Genomic DNA, 25,918 nt, shown 5'->3' with positions numbered 1-25,918 from the left:
TTTGTGATCCTAGACACTATCGTGGACAGTACTTCCCTCTAAATTCTTAAAATATTTCTGCTCAAAAGCTTCAGGGCTTAACCAACCATTTGCAGAATGCCTTCTGATTCGATTGTAGTAAACTTCAATATATTCAAACAAGACCGAATTTGCCTCTTTTCTTGTAGAAAATACACTGTCATGTACCACATGCCCTTTCAATGTATGGAAAAAACTTTCTGTTACTGCGTTATCCCAACAATTTCCCCTACGTGACATACTTTGTATTGCCTTATTTGTCAGTAATACAGCTCTGAAATCGCGACTGCAATATTGACTGCCTTGATCCGAATGAATCATCAAGCCTGTTGGATAACCCTGACGTGCAAGTGCATAGTTAAACGCATCACATACCAATTGACGATCTATTCGTGTACTTGTCTGCCAACCGACGATACGTCGGCTAAATAGATCTAGCATCACGCATAAATATAACCAGCCTTCCTTCGTTCGAATATACGTAATATCAGTCGTCCAGACCTTATTTGGCTCAGTTACAGTGAACTGTTGATCTAACAAATTTGGTGCTGTTGGCAAACGATGATTTGAATCAGTCGTATGCCTATATTTACGGGCAATTTTACTGTGTAATCCTAGTTTTTTAAGCATTCGACCTATTGTGCGCTCACTCATGCTGTAACCTAGGTCATGCATATCATGAACGAGGGATGGTGCACCTAAACGAGCGTGGTGCTGCCAATACACCGCTTGTAAATCATCATACTGCTTTGCTATACGTACCTGACGTTTTCTCCATGCATAGAACCCCGAAGTACTGACACCTAATTGTTTGCACAGTACAGTGACTTTAACCTTTTCCATTGCAAAGTCTTTGATTACCGTGTACTTCTCTTGCCTTGATCGGTGAGGAAATACACATGCACTTTTTTTAGTATGTCATTTGCCTCTTTGAGTTGTTTGACTTCTTTTTCTAGATCTAATATTCGCTGTTGCTCAGGTGTTAACTGACGTTTGCTTGATCCTTCTGGATTAGCAGTACGAATCCATTTATCAAGTGTCGAGTAACCAACACCAAGCTTTACCGCAATTGATGCTAATGATTCATGTGAGTTCGCAAGTGCATAATCAATTGCTTGCTGTTTAAATTCTGGACTAAAGCGTTTAGCCATGTGTACATCTCCAAAGTTAACGTTACATTATCTTCAGAGGGACAGTGTGTCCATTACTTTGGCTAGGATCACTGCGTGCATTGCAGTGATTATCTGTTACATTGCTATTTCATTAGAACAACTCATTTTTACACCTCATGCGGCGCGTATTCAAAAAGTAATTATCTGTTTAAGTGGTATGGCACTTGGATTTGCCATTTGGGCGATGCATTTTGTCGGAATGTTGGCTTGCCATTTACCAGAAAATCACACTTTTGATCTAACACTCACTGTAATCTCTTATATTATTGCAACATTGGCTTCAATATTTGCAGTTTGGTTAACAACACAGGACACATTACCTCTTCCGCGTTTAATTTTAGGCGCTTTACTGATGGGATTGGGGATTGCCGGCATGCATTATGTCGGCATGATGGGGTTGGAAATTCCAAACCAGCAAATTTATTATCATCCAATTTTAGTCATACTCTCTGTGACGATTGCAATCAGTGGTTCGGGATTATCGTTTTGGCTGGCATTTAAGTATAAAAATACCTTTAGTCATAAGCTGTTGTATAAAGCCGCCGTATCCATCATGATTGCACTGAGCATTGTAGGGATGCACTATACGGGTATGGCGGCGGCAACGTTTTCGTCAACGCATGTCAATCATTTTGAAAATCAGTTGAACGAAGGGCAAGGTGTTTTGTTGTTCACTATTATTTTTGTGGCAAGTTTGATTCTTGTTTCTGCCTTTTGTGTGGCAATTTTAGAACGAAGATTAGAAGAACGCAGTTTACAATTAATACAAGCCAATAAAGAGCTTGAAGGATTGGCACTTCAAGATAATCTCACGAAGTTACCTAATCGTCTTTTTTTAGTTGAATATACGGATGCATTATTTCTAGATTATAAGGAAACAGCAACAAAAATAGCCTTTGTTTTTATTGATCTTGATCGTTTTAAGTCTGTGAATGATGCCTTTGGTCATCATATTGGCGATGAACTGCTGGTGAAGTTCGCTCAACGTTTATATCCATTATTGACTGAAGGACAAAAGCTGATTCGTATTGGTGGTGATGAATTTATCCTGATTCTTGAAGATTCAAGCCGTATTCAAGCCGAGCATATTGCTGAATTATTCTTACAAAAAATCCAGGATAGTTTCAAATTTCGGGTAAAGAAATCAATATTTCAGCAAGTATAGGAATCGTATTTTTTCCAGATCACGGGCAAAATTTACAAGATTTATTGATTAATGCAGATTCCGCAATGATGCAATCCAAAGAACAGGGGCGAAATACCTATAGTGTGTATAGCTGCTCTTTGGACCAGCAGCATCACAATCGAAGTCAATCTAAATTGATTAATGATTTATATAAAGCAGTTGAAGAACAACAATTTATCCTATTTTATCAACCAAAGTTTACCGCTGATTATCGTATTTGTGGTGTTGAAGCACTGATTCGTTGGAAACATCCAAGTTTAGGATTATTAGCACCCAGTATGTTTATTGGTGGCGCTGAACAGACAGGCTTAATTATTCGTATGGGCTATTGGGCTTTAGAACAAGCCTGTATGCAGATTCAACAGTGGGAACAAAAGAATTATGCCTTTTGTCCTGTTGCCGTTAATTTATCCGCGGTGCAATTTGAACATAAGCATCTGATTGGAAATTTAGAAAAGTTAATTCAGAAATATCATGTCAAGCATGGAAATTTAATTATCGAAATTACTGAATCAACAGCGATGCATCATATTGATGATAGTATTCAAACTTTTGAAAAACTTAGAAATTTAGGGATTAAACTGGCGATTGATGACTTTGGAACAGGGCATTCCAGTTTTTTATATTTAAAAGATTTACCTGTAGATGAATTAAAAATAGATCGTGAGTTTATTCGAAATCTGTGTGAAGGTTCAAAAGAACAAATTATTTTAGAAAGTATTATTCATCTGGCAATTCGTTTAGGCTTGGTCGTCACCGCAGAAGGTGTCGAAACTGAACAACAAGCGCAAATTCTTAAACGTCTAGGTTGTCAACAATTACAAGGCTATCTTTTAGGAATGCCATTGCCTGTCGATCGTTTAGAAGCCAATTATCACTCTCCATAAATAGCCAACAGTGGTTGTTTCTGCGTTATTCACATCACCATTTTATTTCGCAAAAAATCAAATTAAATATTTAAATTGATAAAGTTAAGTATTTTTGATCAAAAAATAACAAATGTAATATATTGAAAAAAATAACTTTTTATATATCTATGCAAAAAACTCAGCAATCATCTTGAGTAAAAATCATTTTTCTTAATAGTAACTCAACGTCTACAATCTGCTTAGTTTATGTGATGACTGTCTCATAATTTTATTAAAACAAGATATATCTCAATTTGTTTAGATAAAATAAATGAAATTTTAATCAAAGCTAGATGATTGAAGTTAAAAGAATATGTATCAGTAATCACAATAAACCTTAAACATAATTTGTTTTCTCTTTTGAAAGGGTTATTTCATGAAAAAATTAGGTCTTCTTGCTGCTACTTTAATTGCTTCATCAGCTTCATTCGCTGCACCTGTAAGCGGTGGAACAGTTCATTTTGTTGGTGAATTAGTGAATGCTGCATGTGCAGTAAGCACAGATACAGCGGATCAAACTGTAGATTTGGGTCAACACCGTACTGCACGTTTAGCTGTAGCTGGTGACAAATCAGGTCCAGTTCCATTCAACATTCAATTGGTCGACTGTGATGCTTCTCTTGTAACTAACGGTGTTTCTTTTGCATTCAATGGTCAAACTGTAAGCACAAACAATAAATTATTGGCTGTAAACGGTGGTGGCGGTAACGCACCTGCTGCAACAAATGTTGGTATCGAAATCACAGATTATGCATCTAAAATTTTGGCTGTAGATGGTTCTGATTTCTCTACAGAAAAAGCAATTATTGATGGTACAAACACTTTCCCATTTACAGCACGTTATGTAGCGACTGGTGCATCTACACCAGGTAAAGCAAATGCTGATGCAACTTTTGTTGTGAACTATAACTAAGTATTCATTCAAATCTTGATTTGAATAAATCACACTGAATGGGCTGATTTCATATGAACAAATATTTAACTGTACTGGTTGGGATGTTTTTATTTCAAAGTGCTTTTGCAGACAGTTATGTATTTGGTGGAAGAGCCCATTTTAGTGGTTCCTTAGTGAATCCAAGCTGTTTATTTGCCCAGAAAAGCAACTTCAAGTTTGGTGAAAATCGTGAAACTGAGTCTCATTTAGAATTGAATGTTTCAAACTGCTCTTCAACGGTTTATTACAACCTCGCCATTGCTTTGAAAGATGCCAACAACAGTCATCTTATCTCTGACTCATTGGCGTTGCCTGAACAAAGATTTTATTTGATGCCTGGCATGAATTTGCATCATTCAAATGTATATCAACGATCAACATTGTCTCAGGTCGCTCACGAAGTCACAAATATGACTCAAGAGCCTGAACTAACAAATATTGATGAAACAGTTGTATTGCCTTTATCGAAGCTCAATGGTCAGTCGACTGAAAATAGTAAAAATATTTTGATTTCTGTTTTTTATCCATAAGTTGTTTTGGAATATTGATATGAATTTAAGCATGTTTAAAAACGGTGTATTGGGTGTGGCTTTATCATGCCTAGCTTCCTTTTCATATGCTGAAGGTAAGGCGATTGGTGGGGTATCTTTAGGTGCAACACGTGTGATTTATCCGATGGAAGCCAAGCAAGTTTCTCTATCTGTGATCAACCACAGTAAAAAAGATCGCTATCTGATTAACTCATGGGTTGAAAATAAAAAAGAAGAAAAAGTTAAAAACTTTTTGGTGACGCCACCTTTATTTGTGGCAGAGCCAGCAACAGAAAATACTTTGAGAATTGTGAGCTTAGTAAAAGATCTGCCACAAGATCGTGAGTCAGTTTTTTGGTTAAATGTAAAATCAATTCCATCTGTAGACAAAGAAGTTCTTGCGGAAAAGAACATTTTACAGCTTGCTGTACTGTCACGAATCAAGCTGTTTGTTCGTCCAGAAAAATTAAAGATTGCGCCTGAAGACGCAATAACAAAAGTCAAATTTGTAAAAACTGCGGAAGGTGTAGAGGTGGATAACCAATCTCCTTATCACATCTCATTTGTCAATTTGGTGCTGAATGAGACCAAGTTAGATAGCGTGATGGCTGCACCATTTGAAAAAACAAAAATTTCAAAAACCTCAGGGAACAAGCTGAGTTATCAAACTGTGAATGACTATGGTGGTGTGACACCAAAAGTAGAAATAAACCTAAATTAATAATATGTGTTGTATAGGTACTTGAGTGATGATGCCGAATAAACCGATGTATGCAAAAATGAAAGTATTGCCAATGTGTATTGCATCGGCGATGGCGGTCAGTGCTGCATGCGTAGAAAACGCGCATGCAGAGCAAGTATTTAATACTGCCTTTTTAACTGATGGTTTGTCGAATGCGCAAATTGCAGACTTGACCAAATTACAAAGTTCACCACAACAATTACCAGGCGTTTATCGGGTTGAGATTTATGCCAATGATGAATATGTGGTTACTCGTGATATTCAGTTTGTGGAAAAACAAAATACTGCAGATGCAACAGGGTTAATGCCTTGTTTAGACCTTAAACTATTAGAAAGTTTTGGGGTAAATATGGCGGCTTATCCTGAGCTATTGGCATCGTCAAATCCACAATGTTTAGACATCAGTCAATTGATCAATGGTGCAAATAGTCGCTTTCAGTTTAGTAAGCAAAAACTCTATATTGATTTACCACAAATCTCATTAAAAAATCAGGTGCGCGGATATATTCCACCAGAACAATGGGATGAAGGCATTAATGCGATGTTTTTAAATTACCGGATGTCAGGATATAACAACTCTGGTTCAGTTACCGCAGGAAATGGTCTATATATCAGTGTAGACAGTGGCATGAATTTAGGTTCATGGCAATTACGTCATTCTGGCAGTTTTAATTACAGTTCTAATAATAACTTGAGTACGCATGAGTGGACCAATCTCAATACTTATGTGCAAAAAACACTGATTCCAATCAAAAGCCAACTTAGAATTGGTGATGGTGCGAGCGAAGGCAGTATTTTTGATAGCTTCAGTTATCGTGGTGCCGAGTTATCTACTGCCGATGCCATGTATCCTGATAGCCAACAGGGTTATGCACCGAATGTGCGTGGGGTTGCTAAAACCAATGCCAAAGTTGTGATTCGACAAAATAATAATATTGTTTACCAAATCAATGTCGCTCCTGGTCCTTTCTTAATTCAGGACTTGAACCCTGCTTTTGGTAGTGGTGACTTACAGGTATCCATTGAAGAAAGTGATGGTTCAATCCAAAGTTACCTTGTGCCGTATTCAAGTTTACCGATTTTACAACGCGAAGGGCGTACACGTTATAGTGTTTTAGCGGGTGAATTCCGCAATGGTTCTCGTAACAACAGAGAAAATGAAAATGTTGTGCAAGCGACGGTTGTACATGGATTACCAAAAGGGCTTTCGATTTATGGCGGGACTCAACTGTCCTCGAACTATCAAAGCACTTTACTCGGCTTTGGCAGTAACATGGGGCAGTTTGGCGCTTTTTCTTTCGATTTAACGCATGCAAACAGTGAGTTGGTCGATGGTTCCAAGCACCGTGGTCAATCGATGCGTTTCCTCTACTCTAAATCTTTACTGCGCTCAGGAACAAGTTTTCAGCTTTTGGGTTATCGTTACTCGACACGTGGTTTCTATACCTTAAATGATGTCTTTTACGGGCAAATGAGTGAAAACTATAGTGAGGCTGAAACTCAGGACGGCAATTTGGCAAATGTAGGTATCATTGCCAATGGCTATGATCTGAACCATGCTAAAAAAGGTCGTTTGCAAGCCAACATTTCGCACTCAATGGGGCGTTATGGTTCACTTTACTTTGCAGCAAACCAGCAAAGTTATTGGGGAACTGCCAAAAAAGATGAATGGATACAGGCTGGCTACAATGGTGCATGGAATGGCATAAGCTATTCGCTCGGTGTCAGCCGCAACATGTTTTCACAACTGGACAAAGTAAATACACTTTATACCGCTAATGCATCTTTTCCGCTCGGTCGTCTGCGTTCTAAAGCGAATTTCCGTGATAACCCTTGGGCGAATACCTATGCAACAGTATCGACCACACAAAATTCAGATGGCAATAATTCTTATCAGACTGGAATTAGCGGCACTTTATTGAAAGACCGCAATTTGAGTTATAGCATTCGCCAAGGTTATGTCACTGAACAAGGTTCAGCAGGCGCCATTAATGTGGGCTATAACGGAACTTATGGCAATGTAGGTGCAGGTTATAGCTATGATGGAAACAATAATCGCTTTAGCTATAGTGCAAGTGGTGGCATGTTGCTGCATAAAGATGGATTGACCTTTGGTCAGATTCTTGGTGATACCAGTATTTTAGTCAAAGCTCCTGGTGCTAAAGGGGTCAAAGTTGAAAACTATAATGGGGTTAAAACCGATTGGCGTGGTTATGCAATCTTGCCGTATGCCTCTGAATATCGTTTAAATCGTGTGGCATTGGATTCAAACAGTTTTGATTCAAATTTAGAAATCAACAGCAATGTCAATAATGTTGTGCCAATTCGTGGTGCGATTAGTCGCGCAACATTTGATACCAGTATTGGTGTGCGTGCTTTAGTTGATATCAAATATCAAGGGCAACCGATCCCTTATGCCAGTAATGTGACGGTCACTGCGAGCAAAACCGTAGGTATGGCGGCAGAGTCAGGGCAAGTTTATATGACTGGCTTACCGCTTAAAGGTGTGCTTGAAGTAACTTGGGGCGACGCAAACGAACAAAAATGTGTTGCAGATTATGATATTAGCACTGCTGACTTAAGCCTTGCAGTACAACAGTTTGATGTTGAATGTAAGTAACAGGAGAATATTGATGAAAAACCAATTACTTGCTTCAACTCTATTAATTCTGACTGCGATGGATGTTTCAGCAGGCTGGTGGCGTGAAGAACACAACAAAAATTTATATGCGGACTTTGGTACCTATACGTTTACCGATCCTGCAAATAATGCAACAGGGATGACATTTGATTCAGTTCTGACAGTCAGTGTAAATGGTGATCCTTGGACGACCCATTGTGATAACGGTACGACGCTCACAGGTGCTTCTATTCCTATTTATATGACTGCCTACTACACAGGACCTCGAGTCATCATTGGCGGAAAAAGCTATATGCAAGTGAATGATTACTTACAAGCCTCTGTTCGATATACCTATAATGGGACCAATATTAATGTACCCGCTCAAAATTCACGCTTTGGTGTTCCATCTGAACGCTGTGGCACTGCTACACATACTGGAAATACACAATTTACAGTAACCATGAGAATTTCCAAGCCCTTTGTTGGATTTACGGATATTGACATTCCATTGGCTGACTTCTATGTCGGCGATAATGCTGCTCCGTATGGTTCTGCACTCATCAATGGTGCAAAACAAACTTTACATCTAAGAGGACGAGTGATTGTCCCTCAAAACTGTATTATTAATGATGATGTTGAATCAATTGTTGATTTTGGAAATATTCCAACCTATAGCTTTAAAAATGCAGGTATAGGCAACAAAATTAATGGTATCCCGAAAGCCAATATGCCTTTGTCAGTGAAGTGCAATAATTTTATTAGTGATAATGCACCATTAACTGTACGAGTCCAAACGGACAGAGTTGGTGGACCTGCCAATGATATTATTGTGTCTAATAATCCTGATATTGGTTTTAAAATGTCAGACCAAAATGACAATGTACTGATTCCTAATAATATCAACAGTAAAATTCATTTCAACAATACCAATCCTGCCAATATCGTGGTGAAAGCATGGCCAGTCAGTGTCACTGGAAATCAACCTGCAGCTGGACCTTTTCAGGCACGTGGCTATTTCCGAATAGATTTTGACTAGGGGCTGATGATGAATATATTAAAGCAAAATCTTTATCGTACGGCTTGTCTGATTATGGTGAATATTGGTCTGTACAGTTATGCACACGCTGATTTGGGAACCTATAACTTTACTTTAAAAGGTAATGCGACAAATTCAACCTGTGGTGTTGAGGAGAGTCAGGCGCATAAAATAGTCGATATGGGATTAAATTCTACACGTCAACTCAAAACACCTGGAGATAAAGGTCCACGTGTCGCGATTCCATTTAATTTGGTTCAATGCCCTGCGGGAGCAGAAGTCAGGTTTACGTTTATGGGTGAACAGAACCCTGTGAATAATCAACTTTTGGCTTTAAGTAATCCTAATGCAACATCAACTGCACAGCACGTTGCGATCGAATTAACAGATTCTAATCGTAATCGGGTTCCAATAACTAAAACAAATAGATTTCCAAATGACGCTTCTAGTAAAAGTCGTCCTTTTTTAGTGGATGCGAATGGCAATGCTTCAGTAGTATTTTATGCCAATTATATTGCAACGGATGCGCCTGCAACGCCAGGTTTTGCCAATGCCTATGCTGAATTTTGGATAGACTATCAATAAAAAAAGCACAGTAAAATATTTGATTCTTCAATGTTTTTATAGGGCGCAATAAAACAGCATAGTCATCAAATCTTTTACTCACTCAGATAACTGATTTGGATCAACTTGCTCATTCAAAATAAGTTGATCTTTTGCTATAAACATTTACACCTAGATTGACGATCTTGCTGATCGTCTATTAGAGAAAGTTTTGATCGATAACTAAATTCTAAAAGTTGTGAGATTAGACGTTATTGTAATTTTGATGAGTTTAATATTTAGTATAACCACGCTTAAAAAATAAATAAAATCATAATATTGAAATTTTTTAAAGGTAAGGCATCTCAGCGCTACATGGTTCGTTTTGAATTGTCGGTTTTGATCATGCTAAACGAAAACCAATCTGATGACTGAAACCAGTACCTGTATAGTTACAATTTTTTATCTTTTTATGTTTTATAAGTGAATGAATCCTAGATAAGTTTACAATTTTAAATAATGAGTCCGACAAAATTTATGAAGATCGGGCATTACACTTTATTTAACCCTATATTTTTTGAATTATTTAATGGAAAGTTCTTATGTTTTCAAACTATATCCATTCTTTTGCTTTATTTTTCTCCTTGCTCAATCCTTTTTTAATGAGCATCTATATGATTGGAATGATTCGACATACTGAAACGAAGGTATTTAATAAAAGTTTAGCTCAGGGGGCATTGATTGCTTATGTGGTTTTTTTGCTGTTCGCATGGGGTGGCGAAGCAATTTTTAGTTCTTATTTAAATGTTCGTTTTGAATCCTTTCAGATTTTTGGTGGACTGATTTTCTTGGTGATCGGTTATCGTTTTGTTTTCCAAGGTGCGGATACGATTGGAGAGATAAGAGGAACGCCAGCACATTTGGCAAGTACGATGGCGATGCCTTTCATGATTGGTCCAGGTACAATTAGTGCGGCTGTAGTCACTGGTGTCAGTATGTCTTTCGTTGAATCAGCACTCTTGATTGCATTCACTTTATTTATCAGCTGTGGCATTTTAATGATTATGAAATTTGGTCATGATCATCTGCGCTATAGTCATGCCAAATATATTGATCGTTATTTTGATATTGTTGGGCGTTTATCCGCACTTTTAATAGGCACCATCGCAATTGATATGATTGCCAATGGAATCATTGGATTGATGAATAAATATTAGTTAAAAAATCTTCTATTCAATCTATTTTAAACACGGATCAGATTCTCTTGATGAAAAGAGGCTAAAGCAGTTTTAACCGCAGATTGGTTTTTGAGTATGCTGTGCAAGGTTGACTGTTTTTCAAATCTGATTCGCTTTCTTATTTTAATTTTGATACGACTTTTTAACGGCTATGTACAGATAAATTAAGCCTGATTAACAGGCGTTAAAATAGCAATGAAATCTGATACAATATTGCCAATTTTTGATTTCTCATTTTTCAGTTCAGGTACATATTTCTCAATGTGTACGTAACTGTGCACCTATTGTAGATTTTTTATGTTTAAAGAACAGTTGGCTACAGAAGTAGCAGCGCGTAGGACTTTCGCGATTATTTCCCACCCCGATGCTGGTAAAACCACAATGACAGAAAAACTGTTGTTATGGGGTAAAGCAATTCAGGTTGCAGGAATGGTAAAAAGCCGTAAATCAGACCGTGCTGCGACATCGGACTGGATGGAAATGGAAAAAGAACGTGGGATTTCGATTACCACGTCTGTGATGCAGTTTCCTTACAAAAAGCATGTGATTAACTTACTGGATACCCCAGGACATGAAGACTTCTCGGAAGATACATACCGTACTTTAACTGCGGTTGACTCTGCATTGATGGTGATTGACGGTGCAAAAGGTGTCGAAGAACGTACCATTAAATTAATGGAAGTGTGTCGTATGCGCGACACACCGATTATTTCATTCGTCAACAAAATGGACCGTGAAATTCGTGAACCATTAGAACTACTTGATGAAATTGAAAATGTTCTCAAAATCCGTTGTGTGCCAATCACTTGGCCTTTGGGTATGGGGCGTGATTTTGCGGGTGTCTACAATATTCTCGAAGATAAGCTTTATCTTTATAAAGCTGGCTTTGGTTCAACCATTACAGATATTGAAATTCGTGATGGCTATGACTATCCAGATATTCGTGACAAAGTGGGTGACTTGGCATTTGCATCTTTTGAAGAATCTCTAGAGTTGGTCAAAATGGCGAATGATCCGCTTGATCCAGCAGAGTTTTTGGCAGGACGACAAACCCCTGTATTGTTTGGTACAGCTTTAGGAAACTTTGCCGTTGATCATGTGCTTGATGCATTTATTCAATGGGCACCCGAACCGAAAGCACATCCAACACATGAACGTACTGTTGAAGCAACTGAAGAAGGATTTAGTGGTTTTGTTTTTAAAATTCAAGCCAATATGGATCCGAAGCATCGTGACCGAATTGCATTTATGCGAATCTGCTCAGGAAAATATGAGAAAGGTTTGAAAATGAATCATGTGCGTATTGGTAAAGATGTACGTATCAGTGATGCTTTAACCTTTCTTGCCGGTGAGCGTGAGCAACTTGAAGAGGCATGGCCAGGTGATATCATTGGTCTGCATAACCACGGTACGATTCAAATCGGTGATACCTTTACCTCAGGCGAAAACCTTCATTTCACGGGTATTCCGCACTTTGCACCAGAAATGTTCCGCCGTGTACGTTTAAAAGATCCATTAAAATCTAAACAGCTTCAAAAAGGTTTGAAAGAACTTTCTGAAGAAGGCGCAACACAAGTGTTTATGCCCCAAATCAATAATGATTTGATTGTAGGTGCTGTGGGAGTGCTTCAGTTTGATGTGGTTGCATATCGATTGAAAGAAGAATACAAAGTGGATTGTATTTATGAACCTGTGAATATCAATACCGTGCGTTGGGTTTCATGTGATGATGAAAAGAAATTCAATGAATTTAAGAAAAAAGCACATGACCAGCTTTCAGTTGATGGTGGTGGTCACTTAACTTATCTCGCACCTAGTCGTGTGAATTTACAGCTGATGCAAGAGCGTTATCCTGACATTCAGTTCCGTGCAACGCGTGAACATTAAGTTCAGCTAACTTATTGCAAAATGTAAAAACAGCTTCCTAGTGAAGCTGTTTTTGTATCAAAATACAATGCTTTTTGTCCACAGGGATTTATGCGGTGCAATATTCAAAAAAAATAATCACGATGTTTTGTTTAAGTACCTTGGTTTTGATGGCATGTGATTCAAAAAAAGATCAAGATAAAGATGGTTCAGTATTACAACCCAAACAAGAAGCCGCTGAAGTTTTACCTTATTTAAATATTCAAGAAACCAAAGCAGATTATGCTTTGCCGTTTTGTGAGAAAAAGAATTGCATCGAAATCGACATTCAAACGATTAAAACTCAAGATGCTTGGTTAAACCAATGGATTAGCAATAATCAGGCGACTGTGATTCAAGCACAAATTGATTTAAAACAGAACATGACTTTACAGCAAGCGATTAATGCTTTTGTCAAAAAATCAGATGCATGGCAAGAAGAGTTTCCGAAAAACAAAGCGTTTGAATTACACATGCAGACTCGAATGGCATCACAACGTAATCAATATGTTTTACTGCAAGTTGCAGTCAATTCACTACAAGCGGATGTTAGTATTCAAGAACGTCAATACTTTTTCGTTGCAGACCGTAAGTTGAAAAAAAGTTTAAGTATTTTGGATGTCATTCAAGCAGATCAACAAAATCAGCTGAATCGTTGGGTGCAAGAAAAATATGCAGCATGGTTAGAAAAGCAAAATACAGATGTGAAAAAACATGCGCCGAAAAAGCTGTATTGGGGGCAGGCAGATTGGTTCTTTGATGGAGAAGGCGTGGGCTTACATTATCGCGCCAATGAGATTGTAGAAGATGGCACTCAGTTAGATATTTATTTAAGCAAAGAACAAACCCAAAAAATACTGAAAGCTGAAGTATTTCAACGCATGTTTTAATATCGATGCAGTCCATGCTGATCATCAACAATAGGATTCTACAGACTATTTGTTGAGATTGAATATTCTTTAAGAGGAACGATACGTCGAGATTGTATGCTGCATTGATGATGGGGTTTGAACATTCAATCAGCAGGCTGATCATGATAATAACGCTTCAATTTTGATACAAATTTTGATTGAGGATTGAGACAGAGAAGAATAGGCTATCTTCTATAGAGATAGAAAAATCTTGGCTTGGATCGTTGGATAGGTTTGTGAAATGTTGAATCAAAAAAATACCTTAGCACTTTCAATTTTGTTAATCACCTTGGGATTAACAGCGTGTCAAAAACCAGACTCTAAAAAAGTAGAGTCAGCTGTCGATCAAACTGCTGCGTCTCAAGTTCTAGATACGTCACTGTTATTGCAAGGCGATCGAGCCAAATTAAAATTAAACTTACCTGAGTGTGATGGAAATACATGCCCTGAATTTTCAATTGAACGATTGCAAAGTAACCAGCCCTTTGTAGATAAAGTGATTGATCAAGCGATTTTGGATAATCTCGATAAAATGTTGGATATTGCACAGTTGAGTAAAAAAGTTGCGGATCAACAGCAAGCCAGTTCACAAGCTTCAGCCAGTGAAGTCAACACAGACAAGACTCCAACGCAACAATTACAGGATCGTGTTCAACCTTATACAAATTCATTCTTGGCATTGGATAAAGAACTTAAGACATTGGGTGCAAGTGGTCAGATCACAATTAGTTTAAGCCCTAAAATATTAAATTCTGACAAGCCTTTAGCCACTGTTGTATTAAATAGCAGTAGCTACTTAGGTGGTGCGCATGGATCATCTGCACAAACTTATTTTAATTTTGATTTGGTCAGTAAAAAGCAAGTCAACTTGAATCAAATCATAGAAGCAAATCAAAAAGCAAAATTTGAAAAACTCGCTCATGATGCTTTTAAAGTTTGGGTTATCGATTCAAAACTTGCTGATAATGTGAATGAGTATGAACAAGCGTGGAAATTTCAATTATCTGATAATTTCTATCTAGGTAAACAAGGTCTAATTTTGCAATATGGTGAATATGACATTGGACCATATGTGGTGGGCTTGCCACGCTTAACCATTCCTTATGATCAATTAAAAGGAATTTTAAAACCGCAATATTTTCCTGCAGAAATGCAAGTCGATCAACCGAATAGTTCTGCGCCAGTGGCAGACAACAAAATGAAATCATAATGTCTTTGAGACTGTTTGATACCCATACCCATTTCGATGTTCCTGATTTTGATCAGGATCGAGAGGCGTTGGCGTACCAAGCAAAACTGGCTGGGGTTGAACATCTGGTTTTAATTGGTTTTTTACAGTCTCGTTTTCAAGATTTGATCCAAACTCAACATGCGCTAAACCATTTAAAGAATGCACCCCGTAGCCATCTAGCGCCCGGGTTGCATCCTTTTTATATTGAGCAACATGATTTAACTCATCTCAATGCACTCGAACAGATTCTTCAAACAGAACAGTGTATTGCTGTTGGAGAGATTGGTTTAGACACCTTTCTCAAACAGCATAAACAGCCTGAAATTATGGACAAGCAAAAAGCATTCTTTTCAGCACAGATTGAACTGGCTCAACAATTTGATTTACCGATTCTTTTACATATTCGTAAATCACATGCGGATGTACTTACGATGTTGAAGCAACACCAGTTTCAAAATGGCGGAATTGCTCATGCTTTCAGTGGCGGGGTAGAAGAAGCCAAGGCATTGATCAAATTAGGATTTAAAATTGGGGTTACAGGGCAAATTACTCAGCCAAATGCCAAAAAGCTCCATGCTGTGGTACAGGCAGTAGGAGCTGAGCACCTCGTTTTAGAAACAGACTGTCCAGATATGACGCCTTTGTGTTGTCAGACATCTACAGAGCATCGAACCCGCAATACACCCGTCAATTTACCCTATGTTTTGGCAGGCTTAGCTGAGTCTTTAGCGATAGAGCCTGGACCATTGGCAGATATTTTGTGGAACAACACTTTGACATGCTTGAGGATGGAAAAGGTTTGATCATAAGTTAAATTTGCCAAGGCTCGGTCTATATCCACTCAAAATATCTTGAGTATATGGGGAGAGATCACTGGTCAATCGTTGTTGCATTTGATCGCATAAATTGAATAAAAATAACCAATTCACAACACCTAAAATAAATATTTGTCTTAGATTGAAAGAAGTACTCCAAGTAGCTCAATAAGAAATTAACGCCAAGCTGGAGGTTCACTCAATGGCAAAGTATGGTCGTATAAATAGTTTGAATTCGCTACAGAACTTAAATGTCGGGAATTCAACATATAAAATTTTTAGTTTGAAACAAGCCCAATCTGAATTAGGTGATCTTTCAAAACTACCGAAATCACTCAAAGTACTGTTGGAAAATTTACTGAGATTTGAAGATGATCTCACCGTAAAGCGAAGTGATATTCAGGCAATTGTAGATTGGCAGAAAGCGAAAACATCAGATCAAGAAATTCAGTATCGACCAGCACGGGTATTAATGCAGGATTTCACTGGTGTTCCTGCTGTTGTCGATTTAGCTGCAATGCGTGCTGCTGTTCAGGCGGCGCATAAAGATCCAAATATAATTAATCCTTTATCTCCTGTAGATTTGGTGATTGACCATTCGGTAATGGTGGATCATTTTGGAACAGACCAAGCCTTTGATGAGAATGTTGAAATTGAAATGCAACGTAATGGTGAGCGTTATCAATTTTTACGTTGGGGGCAGTCATCCTTTGATAATTTTAGTGTTGTTCCACCGGGCACTGGGATCTGCCATCAAGTTAATCTAGAGTATTTGGCGCAGGCTGTTTGGTTAGGTGACAGTGATGGTGAAAGCTATGCTTTTCCAGACACTTTGGTCGGGACTGACTCACATACCACCATGATCAATGGTTTAGGTGTATTGGGCTGGGGTGTTGGAGGCATCGAAGCTGAAGCAGCAATGTTGGGGCAACCGATTTCGATGCTGATTCCTGAAGTGATTGGTTTTAAATTAACAGGCAAGTTAAGAGAGGGAATCACAGCAACCGATTTGGTATTAACCATTACTCAAATGCTACGCAAAAAAGGCGTGGTTGGTAAATTTGTCGAATTTTACGGTGACGGTCTTGCAGATCTACCGCTTGCTGATCGAGCAACCATTGCCAATATGGCACCTGAATATGGAGCAACTTGTGGCTTTTTCCCCATTGATGAAATCACACTTGGCTATTTAAGATTAACAGGCCGACAAGATGATCGGATTGCACTGGTAGAAGCTTACTGTAAAGAACAAGGATTGTGGCGTAATACTGGAGATGAACCTGTATTTACCGATACTTTGGCATTGGACATGAATACAGTTGAAGCCAGTGTTGCAGGACCAAAACGTCCGCAGGATCGTGTCGTATTACCTGATATTCCAAAAACCTTTAGTGCATTGATGGAATTAGACCTTAAACCTGCCAAAATTGAGAAAGAACGCTTGGTGAATGAGGGTGGTGCTGGCACAGCCATTGATTCAAAACAATCTGCATTACAAAATGAAGAGCCGCATTGTGTCATTGATGGTAAACGTTATCCATTGACCGATGGTGATGTGGTGATTTCTGCAATTACGTCATGTACCAATACATCTAACCCAAGTGTAATGTTAGCAGCAGGCTTATTAGCCAAAAAGGCTATAGAGAAAGGCTTGCAACGTAAGCCGTGGGTTAAAAGTTCTTTAGCACCAGGCTCTAAAGTCGTGACGGATTATTTAGAGGCGGCAGGATTGCTGTCATATTTAGACCAGTTGGGCTATAACCTTGTGGGTTATGGTTGTACCACCTGTATTGGTAACTCAGGACCATTGCCTCAGCCGATCGAAGATGCAATTCAGTGTTATGACCTCAATGTGGCATCCGTGCTTTCAGGCAACCGAAACTTTGAAGGACGTGTGCATCCATTGGTGAAAACCAACTGGTTGGCTTCTCCACCATTGGTTGTAGCGTTTGGGCTATTGGGCACGATACGCAGTGATATTACCAGCACAGCATTAGGGCACGATCAACAAGGTCAACCAGTATATCTCAAAGATATTTGGCCGAGTCAAATCGAGATTGATGAGGTGCTGCAAAAAGTGAATACGCAGATGTTCCATAAAGAATATGCGGCAGTTTTTGATGGTGATGAAAAATGGCAAGCAATTCAAATCCCTGATTCTGAAACCTATGAATGGGATGAACAATCGACCTATATCCGTCATCCTCCATTCTTTGAAGGCATTGATCAACCCGCGAAACCAATTCAAGATATTCTCAATGCCAATATCTTGGCCGTTCTTGGTGACTCAGTCACTACAGACCATATTTCTCCTGCGGGGAATATCAAGAAAGAAAGCCCAGCGGGGCGTTACCTAGAAGCGCAAGGTGTGGATCAAAAAGACTTCAATTCATATGGCTCACGTCGTGGTAATCATGAAGTTATGATGCGGGGAACATTCGCCAATATTCGTATTAAAAATGAAATGTTGAATGGTGAGGAAGGCGGCAACACACTGTATATCCCAACAGGTGAAAAATTGGCGATCTATGATGCTGCAATGAAATACCAACAGGATTCGACACCTTTGGTGATTATTGCAGGTAAGGAATATGGTACAGGTTCTTCACGAGACTGGGCAGCCAAAGGAACCAACCTTTTGGGGGTGAAAGCGGTAATTACCGAGAGTTTTGAACGGATTCATCGTTCAAATTTAGTCGGTATGGGGGTACTTCCTTTACAGTTTGTGGATGGGCAAACCCGTCAGTCGTTAAATTTAACAGGTCATGAGCAACTGTCGATTTATGGCTTATCGGATGATATACAACCGCATCAAAGCTTAGATGTGGAAGTTAAACGTGCAGATGGTTCACAAGATCGTTTCAAAGTGTTATGCCGTATTGATACCTTGAATGAAGTGGAATACTTTAAAGCAGGTGGTATCTTGCATTATGTATTACGAAACTTAATTGCTTCCTAGTTGAACGCTTCCACATAATTTTTCAGTTCTCCAAGCCCTGTATACGGTACAGGGCTTTTTTTATTGCATCTAGGCAAGACACATTGTCGAGAAATGAGTAAAATAATGCGGTATTTTTGAGTTGATGCTGAACATGACTGACCATTCTACTGATGATGAATATGAACGCCGTTTTGCTGGTGTTGCCAAGATTTATGGAGACGATGCGTTTAGTCATTATGAAAAAAGTCATGTGATGGTGATTGGCATAGGTGGGGTTGGTTCATGGGCTGTGGAAGCCTTAGCCAGAACGGGTGTTGGAGAGCTAACACTGGTCGATATGGATTCAGTCGCTGCTTCAAATATCAACCGCCAATTGCCCGCGATGAGTTCAACTTTAGGGATGGAAAAGATTGAAGTCATGGCTGAACGTTGCCGTTCGATCAATCCACGAATCAAGATTAATTTGATAGATGATTATCTCAGCCCTGAAAATGTCAAAGATATTTTAGAAAAGACTCCTGATATTATTTTAGACTGCATCGATGATGTAAAAGCAAAATTTGCGCTGATGTTGCATTGTCGTTTTAATAAAATTCCCCTGATTGTTTCAGGTGGGGCAGGTGGTAAGTTAGACCCTTTAAAAATCCGTGTTGCTGACTTATCTAAAACAGAACAAGATCCTATGCTTGCAAAATTACGTAGTCAGTTACGTGCCAAAGGTATTTGTAAAAAGCCAAAAGAAAAGTTCGGTATTACATGTGTTTATTCGATTGATAATCCATTTTCCAGTGCAGATGTATGTGCAAGTGCAGGTTTGCGCTGTGGTGGTTATGGCTCGGCTGTAGTGGTAACTTCTAGTTTTGCGATGGTTGCTGTTGCAGAAGTATTAAAAAAATTGGATCGTATTCGACCCACAAAGTAATTACGTGAGTTTGATAAAAATTCTTGATGAAAGATTATATTGTTAAACTGGCTGATTATTCATACGAGTGATTTCGATGATTCATTTATTTCGCCCTTTTGAATCATAGATGGTCTTGCTATCGAGAGGCGACATGGATGTCGCCGTTGGGTGGAGGTTCAGGACGTACCTCTCACCCAACGAAAGATTTTTGTCACTTTTCATCTCTGAAAAGTGAGGCATTGCCTACGCAAAAGAATTTAAACTTTAGAAGTAAAGCATGGAAGTGCAAGCTTTAGATCATCAAACAATCTATTGATTGCTTTCATTTTATTGATCAAGAGAAATGAAATGCTCTTGATAGTTGCGCTTGCGGAGCTCTGCTCCTCATCCTAAAATTGCATGAAAACTCAGCAAAACTCCGCAGATATTTATGATTTTTCAATTGTTTGAAGATTTGATTGCATCGAACTCAGGTTAATTGTTAATTTTGCTTGATTATTACTTGAGCACATTTAAAAACGAGATGAATTGAGTTAAATTAACCTGATTCATAAGCAATAATAGAGAATAATCAAAATGAGCTTTTTTAAGAAACTATTTGGCAATAAACAACAAGCGATACAAAATAATCAAAACCGTTATGCTGAATTTTGGCAATGGTTTCAGCAACATCAACAGCATTTTCATCGAATTGTCGATGAGATGAATCGAGACACGATTGAACAAGATTTTTTTGATCGATTATCGCCTGAATTAGCCAAAGTACATGCTGGGATTTTTTTTCTTACCGGAATGTCTGATCCAGAAACTGCTGAATTGATACTGACGCCAGATGGAGTGATTGCTAATATTATATTTGTTGAGGAACTGGTGGCTGCTGCACCAGAAATTGCGGGCTGGAAATTTACTGCATTGAAACCCGCAAGTGACATTCATCAAACCAGTATCGCGATGCATGGACATGAATTTAGTCAAGACACCTTATCTTTTTATTTAAGAGATCATGCAGAATATCCAGATGAAATTGATTTAGTCGTTGTGCATGATCAATATAATGAAGCGCAAAAAGGTGAATTTTTACAAGCAGTTTATATTTTCTTAGATAATTATTTGGGTGAATACGATGCAATCACCAAACTGGATCAGGTGTCTGTCCAGTCGAAACAAGATGCTGAAAAAGAATTAATGCCTATTGGCAATTTAAAAAATATTTTAATTTTAAAAAATAGTGAAATCTCGCGTTTAGATAAAGTCACACGTTCCAATACAGATGAGGATGAATACATCAGTTTGGAGGGGGAAAATAACCAAGGTCTACCACTTATTGCGATTTTAAACCGTACTTTATTAACATGGGAACAAAAAGCTTCTCATCCGTGGATGATGATCGTAGAGATACCTTATGATGGTCAAAATTCGAATGGTATGCCACTAGCCCAAGTCTATGAGCAACTTGAAAATATAGAACAAGCACTATTGGCTGAGCTAAAAGATGTCGATGGTTATTTAAATATTGGTCGTGAAACAGGTGATCATTTAAGAAGCATGTATTTCGCTTGTAAGGATTTTAGAAAACCGTCCAAAGTGATTGATCAAATTATTGAAAAGTATCACAAAGACTTCGACATCGATGTGAGTATTTTTAAAGATAAGTATTGGCGTAGTCTGAATAAATTTGGTCGATAAATTAAATATTTATGCCCTGAAATACTGATGACAGCGGTTTTAGGGTTAATCTATAAAATATGGATGTTGAATAACCATGTTTAGATGGGTAAATCATTTACAATTTAATCTTGGTCAGATCATACTGTTCATCTTGGTGATCGTGGGTATAGGGTACGGTTGTTATACAACTGTTCTCCACTTTCAAGCAGCCAGCCAGTTGAATGAAGCGCGAAAAGCATTGGATGATATAAGACTGGTGCTGATTTGGTCAGTCAAGCAGCAGCCGAATGCTGTGGTAAAAACATGTAATTTTAACAATATACAACATGTGATCAAGCAAGTTGAATTGAAGAGAATGAATCAACTACTCAATTGGAATCTAAATATTGTGCAGCAAACACAATATGTTGAGCATATAAAAGTGTATGCAATGAATGATTTACACACATGTATGATCAAAGCCTATTTTAAAAATAATCATTTTGTGAGTGAACACCTTGCTGGCAAGTATATAGCCTATCAATATGATCTAAAAAATAATAAAACAGAATGTTTGACTGATATAGAAAAGTATTCTTTAGTGAAATCCTGTACACGTTTATAGGATAACATGCCCAGTACTATTGATATGAATACATATCGAAGTTGTTTGTAAATCTAAATCAAATCATGTCTGTTCTGATGGATGGTCTACTCATCGATGGTTGAATTTGAACAAGGATTTATCAGTATTCACAAACGATAAGCACTTGAGTTGCTACTTTAATAACGAGGGTCAGTTTAGTCTTGTAAATAAATAAAGGCTGATGGTTCGACTGCTTGCTCTGTTTGTGCAGAAATAAAACGATCAAAGCAACTCAATAAAAGAAAAATGCCAACGATACTGATAAAAATCAGAATTTGCTTAGAAATACTCATCGTTTTCTACCTAAATACTTTACTTAAATTCAGTCTAGTGATGTTTTAAAATCTAATCTAATATAGAAAAAAGCATGATTGATCTAATTTTGAGATGAATATGACCACACTCAAGCAATTTAATTATTTGATTAGAATCGTTGAAGAAGGCGGGTTTATTGCGGCAGCTGAAAAATTATTTATTGCTCAGTCAGCATTAAGTCGGCAGATCAAACTATTAGAAGAGGAAATTGGATTTGAAATTTTTGATCGCAGTGACAAGAAAATAAAATTGACCAAAGCTGGGCAGTTTTTCTATCTGCAAGTGAAAAACAATTTGTTAAACCTCAATCATATTATTGAAAATGCAAGAGAAATCTCAAGTGGTCTACACCGTTTAATTAAAGTCGCACACTCAAGCACCATCAGCATGAGTTTAGAAAAAGTTCAGTTGTTTGATCAAGTCGCTAAACAACAAAGTATTAATTTTGAAATCAATAATTTATCTTCTGAGGATCAGGTCCTTGAATTATTGAAAGGCAATATTGATATTGGGTTTTTTCGCCCACCGATTCTAAATAGTATGGATGGATTAAGCGCTGTTCAATTATATGATGAACCTCTATATGTTGCTGTTCATCAAGATCATCATTTAGCAAAAGCAACTACGGTCAAAATTCAACAATTAGAAGATGAAGACTTTGTGTCAACACCTCATGCAGAACGTGGTGGGCTGAGTTATTTGGTGTCTAATATTTGTTTAAGTGCTGGTTTTGCACCTAAAAAAGCCCGAGTTCAATCTCGAAAAGTTTCGCAATTGCAATTGGTTGCTGCAAATATAGGGATTTGTATCGTTCCTGCTGAATTCAAAAATATAGTGCCTGAGCAAGTCAGGTTGATTGCTTTGGATATTGAACAGGCTTCCTCTGATGTTTTTATGGCATGGAACAGTCATGCTGATGATGCAGTGGTGAAATGCGCCAAAGAATTAGTCAAATGCTTTCAACAGTGAGCATTGATAAACGATGTACTTGAACAGCACATCGTTTAATATGGACTTAATTTTTGATGATTGTGATCAGTTGAATTATACGGATTGCTCTCGAATATAGTCTTCAGTCCGTTTCATTGCTTCTTTAATATTGACAATGGCATGTTCAACATCAGCAAATGTTTTGGCATTTCCACCACTTAGGGCTTGACGCCATTTACGAGCACCTGGCAGGTTTTGAAATAACCCGAGAATGTGACGGGTAATAATTGACAGCGGTGCACCTTCTTGCATCCGTTTGGCAATATAAGGCAACATTTGATCCATAATTTCAAAGCGATCAGGTAAATCTAAATTCCAAAGCTGTCCCAACTCTGCCAATAGATATGGATTATGATAAGCCTCACGACCAATCATGACCCCATCGACATGTTTTAAATGTTCTTGAGTTTCAGCAAAGGTTTTAACCCCACCATTGATTTCGATCAGCAACTCAGGACGATCTTGTTTTAAGCGATATACATCTTCATAACGGAGTGGGGGAATGTCTCGATTTTCTTTTGGTGACAAGCCTTGAAGTAATGCAATACGTGCATGCACAATAAAGTTATTGCATCCAGTTTTTGCTACAGTATCGACAAAATTTAGCATTTCCTCATAAGATTGCATGTCATCAATCCCGATTCGATGTTTTACCGTGACGGGTATATCAACTGCATTACGCATTTCAGCGATACACTCAGCGACTAAATCTGGTTCAGCCATCAGGCAGGCGCCAATTTTGTTATTTTGCACGCGGTCGCTTGGACAGCCCACATTTAAATTGATTTCATTATAGCCCCAGTCTTGCGCCATTTTGCTACAGGTGGCAAGTTCTTTTGGGTTTGAGCCACCGAGTTGTAGAACAATTGGATGTTCTTCATGGTTATAGTCCAAATGACGATTTGCCCCACCATATATAATGGCACCTGTGGTGACCATTTCTGTATACAGAATGATGTTTGGATTAAACAAACGTGCAAAAAAACGATAGTCACGAGTTGTCCAATCCATCATGGGTGCAACACTGATGCGAGGTTCTTTAGTGTTATCAATGGTTTTTTCAGTAATCATATTAAAAAACATACCTTTACAGTGTTGCTGATTTTGATCTATTTCGATTTTTTACGCCTCATTTAGCACTATTATTTTTGATATTTACGCCAAATTACGCCATTATAGCCTTAAGAAAACAATAAGGCGTAAATCATGGGGACAATTTCACAGCGTAAATTAGCCGATGGAACCATACGCTTTCGGGCCGAAATTAGAATAAGCCGTAAAGGGTTTGCAAATTTCAAGGAAAGTAAGACGTTTAGTTCTATGCGACTCGCTCAAAAATGGCTTGCAATGCGTGAAGAGGAAGTCGAAGAAAATCCAGATATTTTATTAGGTAGATCGGATGTGACGAATATCACTTTAGCCAATGCCATAGACAAATATCTTGATGAAGTTGGCAGTGAATATGGTCGTACTAAAACCTATTGTCTTCGCCTAATTCAGAAATTTCCAATAGCGCAATATATTATCACAAAAATTAAGCCAGCCGATATTTCAGAACATGTCGCTTTGCGTAAGGCTGGATATGCTAAATTAGATTTAAAGCCGATAGCGACAAGTACGTTGCAACATGAGTTATTGCATATTCGTGGCGTATTGTCTCATGCTTCAGTCATGTGGGATGTAAATGTTGATTTGGCAGGATTTGATAAAGCAACAGCACAATTGCGAAAGACTCGACAAATATCTTCTAGTGGTAAACGTGATCGCTTGCCGACAACGGCAGAGTTAAAAAAACTGACAGAATACTTTTATCGAAAATGGCAAAAGCCTGTTTACAGCTATCCCATGCATTTGATTATGTGGTTTGCAATATTTTCATGTCGTCGTGAGTCAGAAATTACTGAAATGTTATTGGCTGATTATGACGAGGATAATGAAGTGTGGAAAGTACGGGATTTAAAAAATCCGAATGGCTCAAAGGGTAATCATAAAGAATTTAATGTATTAGAACCTTGCCGAAAAATGATTGAACTTTTACAGGTGAAGAGTACGCGAAAACGTATGTTGAATCGAGGATATGACAAGGATTTGCTCATTCCTCTAAGTCCTAAAACGATTGGAGGTGAATTTAGAAATGCTTGTAAAATCTTGGGAATTGATGATTTACGTTTTCATGATTTAAGGCATGAGGGTTGTACTCGTCTTGCTGAGCAAGGTTTTACAATTCCTCAAATTCAGCAAGTGAGTCTACATGATTCATGGGGGAGTCTGGAAAGATATGTGTCAGTGAAAAAAAGGAAAAAGACAATAGAGTTGGATGAAGTGTTACCCTTCATTGGTGAAGAGTAACATGGTCTTGATTAGCATATTTATATTGTAGATCTAGGACGCGAGCTAGATCTTTGACATGGACAAAGTACGGAGCTTTTTGGCTATTATCTAGTCGGAAGCAAGAAAATGGAAAATCTTGATTTCTTGCTTTTTCTAACATTTTTACTTTACTGAGATGAGGGTAGTAATCCTTGACTACATCCTCTAGTTTAACTGTTGTGCTGCGGTAGCGCATAAATAAGTAATCAGATGTGGAGAGTTGTAGAGCAGCGCCATTCATGATTTTATTCCTATCATTTTGGTTGATGTGCTCACTGTAAATTTAATGGAATTTAAAAAGTAGAGTGATGCT

At 38.1% G+C, this 25,918-nt stretch carries 21 protein-coding genes and 1 pseudogene; 18 read left to right on the top strand and 4 right to left on the bottom strand.

What is annotated here, in order from left to right:
• Positions 1-9: 9 nt before the first annotated feature.
• A protein-coding gene (locus ACINWC743_RS13065) for an IS3-like element ISAbe12 family transposase (protein WP_085947547.1) occupies positions 10-1,169 on the bottom strand; the annotation gives its coding sequence in 2 pieces (ribosomal slippage) (positions 10-932 and positions 932-1,169; 1,161 coding nt in all).
• Here ACINWC743_RS13065 and ACINWC743_RS13055 point away from each other — a divergent pair.
• The 16 genes and pseudogenes from ACINWC743_RS13055 (at position 1,168) to ACINWC743_RS12980 (ending at position 21,909) form a co-directional block, all read left to right on the top strand.
• Positions 1,168-3,263, top strand: a pseudogene (locus ACINWC743_RS13055) (EAL domain-containing protein). The gene ACINWC743_RS13065 and the pseudogene ACINWC743_RS13055 sit on opposite strands and share 2 nt — an antisense overlap.
• A 397-nt stretch (positions 3,264-3,660) precedes the next feature.
• Positions 3,661-4,197 carry a type 1 fimbrial major subunit FimA gene (fimA, locus tag ACINWC743_RS13050; RefSeq protein WP_009585666.1) on the top strand — a complete coding sequence of 179 codons (537 nt, stop codon included), beginning with the start codon at positions 3,661-3,663 and terminating at the stop codon, positions 4,195-4,197.
• Positions 4,198-4,250: 53 nt separating this feature from the next.
• On the top strand, positions 4,251-4,748 hold the full coding sequence (locus ACINWC743_RS13045; protein ID WP_009585741.1) for a hypothetical protein: 498 nt from the start codon (positions 4,251-4,253) through the stop codon (positions 4,746-4,748).
• Between the two features lie 19 nt (positions 4,749-4,767).
• Positions 4,768-5,469, top strand: coding sequence for a fimbria/pilus periplasmic chaperone (locus ACINWC743_RS13040; protein WP_009585712.1), 702 nt, complete (start codon positions 4,768-4,770; stop codon positions 5,467-5,469).
• A gap of 28 nt (positions 5,470-5,497) precedes the next feature.
• Positions 5,498-8,110: an outer membrane usher protein gene (locus ACINWC743_RS13035; protein ID WP_009585737.1), complete on the top strand. Its 2,613-nt coding sequence runs from the start codon at positions 5,498-5,500 to the stop codon at positions 8,108-8,110.
• 13 nt (positions 8,111-8,123) lie between these two features.
• Positions 8,124-9,149, top strand: coding sequence for a fimbrial protein (locus ACINWC743_RS13030; RefSeq protein ID WP_009585696.1), 1,026 nt, complete (start codon positions 8,124-8,126; stop codon positions 9,147-9,149).
• 9 nt (positions 9,150-9,158) lie between these two features.
• Positions 9,159-9,734 carry a fimbrial protein gene (locus ACINWC743_RS13025; RefSeq protein WP_009585769.1) on the top strand — a complete coding sequence of 192 codons (576 nt, stop codon included), beginning with the start codon at positions 9,159-9,161 and terminating at the stop codon, positions 9,732-9,734.
• Between the two features lie 560 nt (positions 9,735-10,294).
• On the top strand, positions 10,295-10,909 hold the full coding sequence (locus tag ACINWC743_RS13020; RefSeq protein WP_009585689.1) for a MarC family protein: 615 nt from the start codon (positions 10,295-10,297) through the stop codon (positions 10,907-10,909).
• Positions 10,910-11,227: 318 nt separating this feature from the next.
• Complete coding sequence (locus tag ACINWC743_RS13015) at positions 11,228-12,817, top strand: peptide chain release factor 3 (protein WP_004827642.1); 1,590 nt, start codon at positions 11,228-11,230, stop codon at positions 12,815-12,817.
• 149 nt (positions 12,818-12,966) lie between these two features.
• Positions 12,967-13,725: a hypothetical protein gene (locus ACINWC743_RS13010; protein ID WP_004827643.1), complete on the top strand. Its 759-nt coding sequence runs from the start codon at positions 12,967-12,969 to the stop codon at positions 13,723-13,725.
• A 262-nt stretch (positions 13,726-13,987) separates the two neighbouring features.
• Positions 13,988-14,956: an RsiV family protein gene (locus tag ACINWC743_RS13005; RefSeq protein WP_009585669.1), complete on the top strand. Its 969-nt coding sequence runs from the start codon at positions 13,988-13,990 to the stop codon at positions 14,954-14,956.
• Positions 14,956-15,780: a TatD family hydrolase gene (locus tag ACINWC743_RS13000; protein ID WP_009585681.1), complete on the top strand. Its 825-nt coding sequence runs from the start codon at positions 14,956-14,958 to the stop codon at positions 15,778-15,780. The genes ACINWC743_RS13005 and ACINWC743_RS13000 overlap by 1 nt, the downstream gene beginning before the upstream one ends.
• A 214-nt stretch (positions 15,781-15,994) precedes the next feature.
• The gene (acnA, locus tag ACINWC743_RS12995) at positions 15,995-18,751 is read left to right on the top strand and encodes an aconitate hydratase AcnA (protein ID WP_009585738.1); all 2,757 of its coding nucleotides are present in this window, start codon (positions 15,995-15,997) and stop codon (positions 18,749-18,751) included.
• A 133-nt stretch (positions 18,752-18,884) separates the two neighbouring features.
• The gene (locus ACINWC743_RS12990) at positions 18,885-19,655 is read left to right on the top strand and encodes a ThiF family adenylyltransferase (protein ID WP_035301139.1); all 771 of its coding nucleotides are present in this window, start codon (positions 18,885-18,887) and stop codon (positions 19,653-19,655) included.
• Between the two features lie 558 nt (positions 19,656-20,213).
• Positions 20,214-21,323: a DUF695 domain-containing protein gene (locus ACINWC743_RS12985; protein ID WP_009585757.1), complete on the top strand. Its 1,110-nt coding sequence runs from the start codon at positions 20,214-20,216 to the stop codon at positions 21,321-21,323.
• A 76-nt stretch (positions 21,324-21,399) separates the two neighbouring features.
• Complete coding sequence (locus ACINWC743_RS12980; protein WP_009585682.1) at positions 21,400-21,909, top strand: hypothetical protein; 510 nt, start codon at positions 21,400-21,402, stop codon at positions 21,907-21,909.
• A 176-nt stretch (positions 21,910-22,085) separates the two neighbouring features.
• On the opposite strand, the gene ACINWC743_RS24490 is transcribed toward ACINWC743_RS12980, so the two are convergent.
• Complete coding sequence (locus tag ACINWC743_RS24490; RefSeq protein ID WP_009585765.1) at positions 22,086-22,223, bottom strand: hypothetical protein; 138 nt, start codon at positions 22,221-22,223, stop codon at positions 22,086-22,088.
• A gap of 100 nt (positions 22,224-22,323) precedes the next feature.
• Here ACINWC743_RS24490 and ACINWC743_RS12975 point away from each other — a divergent pair, with 100 nt between their 5' ends.
• Positions 22,324-23,214 (top strand): LysR family transcriptional regulator, encoded by an 891-nt coding sequence (locus ACINWC743_RS12975; protein WP_005031057.1) that lies wholly within the window; start codon positions 22,324-22,326, stop codon positions 23,212-23,214.
• 75 nt (positions 23,215-23,289) lie between these two features.
• On the opposite strand, the gene dusA is transcribed toward ACINWC743_RS12975, so the two are convergent.
• The gene (dusA, locus tag ACINWC743_RS12970) at positions 23,290-24,306 is read right to left on the bottom strand and encodes a tRNA dihydrouridine(20/20a) synthase DusA (protein ID WP_009585761.1); all 1,017 of its coding nucleotides are present in this window, start codon (positions 24,304-24,306) and stop codon (positions 23,290-23,292) included.
• 135 nt (positions 24,307-24,441) lie between these two features.
• Between dusA and ACINWC743_RS12965 the strand changes: the two genes are divergently transcribed.
• Positions 24,442-25,584 (top strand): tyrosine-type recombinase/integrase, encoded by a 1,143-nt coding sequence (locus ACINWC743_RS12965; protein WP_005312143.1) that lies wholly within the window; start codon positions 24,442-24,444, stop codon positions 25,582-25,584.
• Here the strand turns inward: ACINWC743_RS12965 and ACINWC743_RS12960 are convergent.
• Positions 25,568-25,846: a pyocin activator PrtN family protein gene (locus ACINWC743_RS12960; protein ID WP_005312148.1), complete on the bottom strand. Its 279-nt coding sequence runs from the start codon at positions 25,844-25,846 to the stop codon at positions 25,568-25,570. The two genes, ACINWC743_RS12965 and ACINWC743_RS12960, sit on opposite strands and share 17 nt — an antisense overlap.
• Positions 25,847-25,918: the final 72 nt, after the last annotated feature.

This window comes from Acinetobacter sp. WC-743, from assembly GCF_000335555.1.
GTDB lineage: Bacteria > Pseudomonadota > Gammaproteobacteria > Pseudomonadales > Moraxellaceae > Acinetobacter > Acinetobacter bereziniae.
This window is presented reverse-complemented; position numbering and strand designations above follow the sequence as displayed.

What these genes read in the sequence shown, in the direction of transcription:
- fimA (WP_009585666.1), top strand. Translation starts at nt 3,661, where the DNA reads ATGAAAAAATTAGGTCTTCTTGCTGCTACTTTAATTGCTTCATCAGCT.
- ACINWC743_RS13045 (WP_009585741.1), top strand. Translation starts at nt 4,251, where the DNA reads ATGAACAAATATTTAACTGTACTGGTTGGGATGTTTTTATTTCAAAGT.
- ACINWC743_RS13040 (WP_009585712.1), top strand. Translation starts at nt 4,768, where the DNA reads ATGAATTTAAGCATGTTTAAAAACGGTGTATTGGGTGTGGCTTTATCA.
- ACINWC743_RS13035 (WP_009585737.1), top strand. Translation starts at nt 5,498, where the DNA reads ATGATGCCGAATAAACCGATGTATGCAAAAATGAAAGTATTGCCAATG.
- ACINWC743_RS13030 (WP_009585696.1), top strand. Translation starts at nt 8,124, where the DNA reads ATGAAAAACCAATTACTTGCTTCAACTCTATTAATTCTGACTGCGATG.
- ACINWC743_RS13025 (WP_009585769.1), top strand. Translation starts at nt 9,159, where the DNA reads ATGAATATATTAAAGCAAAATCTTTATCGTACGGCTTGTCTGATTATG.
- ACINWC743_RS13020 (WP_009585689.1), top strand. Translation starts at nt 10,295, where the DNA reads ATGTTTTCAAACTATATCCATTCTTTTGCTTTATTTTTCTCCTTGCTC.
- ACINWC743_RS13015 (WP_004827642.1), top strand. Translation starts at nt 11,228, where the DNA reads ATGTTTAAAGAACAGTTGGCTACAGAAGTAGCAGCGCGTAGGACTTTC.
- ACINWC743_RS13010 (WP_004827643.1), top strand. Translation starts at nt 12,967, where the DNA reads ATGGCATGTGATTCAAAAAAAGATCAAGATAAAGATGGTTCAGTATTA.
- ACINWC743_RS13005 (WP_009585669.1), top strand. Translation starts at nt 13,988, where the DNA reads ATGTTGAATCAAAAAAATACCTTAGCACTTTCAATTTTGTTAATCACC.
- ACINWC743_RS13000 (WP_009585681.1), top strand. Translation starts at nt 14,956, where the DNA reads ATGTCTTTGAGACTGTTTGATACCCATACCCATTTCGATGTTCCTGAT.
- acnA (WP_009585738.1), top strand. Translation starts at nt 15,995, where the DNA reads ATGGCAAAGTATGGTCGTATAAATAGTTTGAATTCGCTACAGAACTTA.
- ACINWC743_RS12990 (WP_035301139.1), top strand. Translation starts at nt 18,885, where the DNA reads ATGACTGACCATTCTACTGATGATGAATATGAACGCCGTTTTGCTGGT.
- ACINWC743_RS12985 (WP_009585757.1), top strand. Translation starts at nt 20,214, where the DNA reads ATGAGCTTTTTTAAGAAACTATTTGGCAATAAACAACAAGCGATACAA.
- ACINWC743_RS12980 (WP_009585682.1), top strand. Translation starts at nt 21,400, where the DNA reads ATGTTTAGATGGGTAAATCATTTACAATTTAATCTTGGTCAGATCATA.
- ACINWC743_RS24490 (WP_009585765.1), bottom strand. Translation starts at nt 22,223, where the DNA reads ATGAGTATTTCTAAGCAAATTCTGATTTTTATCAGTATCGTTGGCATT.
- ACINWC743_RS12975 (WP_005031057.1), top strand. Translation starts at nt 22,324, where the DNA reads ATGACCACACTCAAGCAATTTAATTATTTGATTAGAATCGTTGAAGAA.
- dusA (WP_009585761.1), bottom strand. Translation starts at nt 24,306, where the DNA reads ATGATTACTGAAAAAACCATTGATAACACTAAAGAACCTCGCATCAGT.
- ACINWC743_RS12965 (WP_005312143.1), top strand. Translation starts at nt 24,442, where the DNA reads ATGGGGACAATTTCACAGCGTAAATTAGCCGATGGAACCATACGCTTT.
- ACINWC743_RS12960 (WP_005312148.1), bottom strand. Translation starts at nt 25,846, where the DNA reads ATGAATGGCGCTGCTCTACAACTCTCCACATCTGATTACTTATTTATG.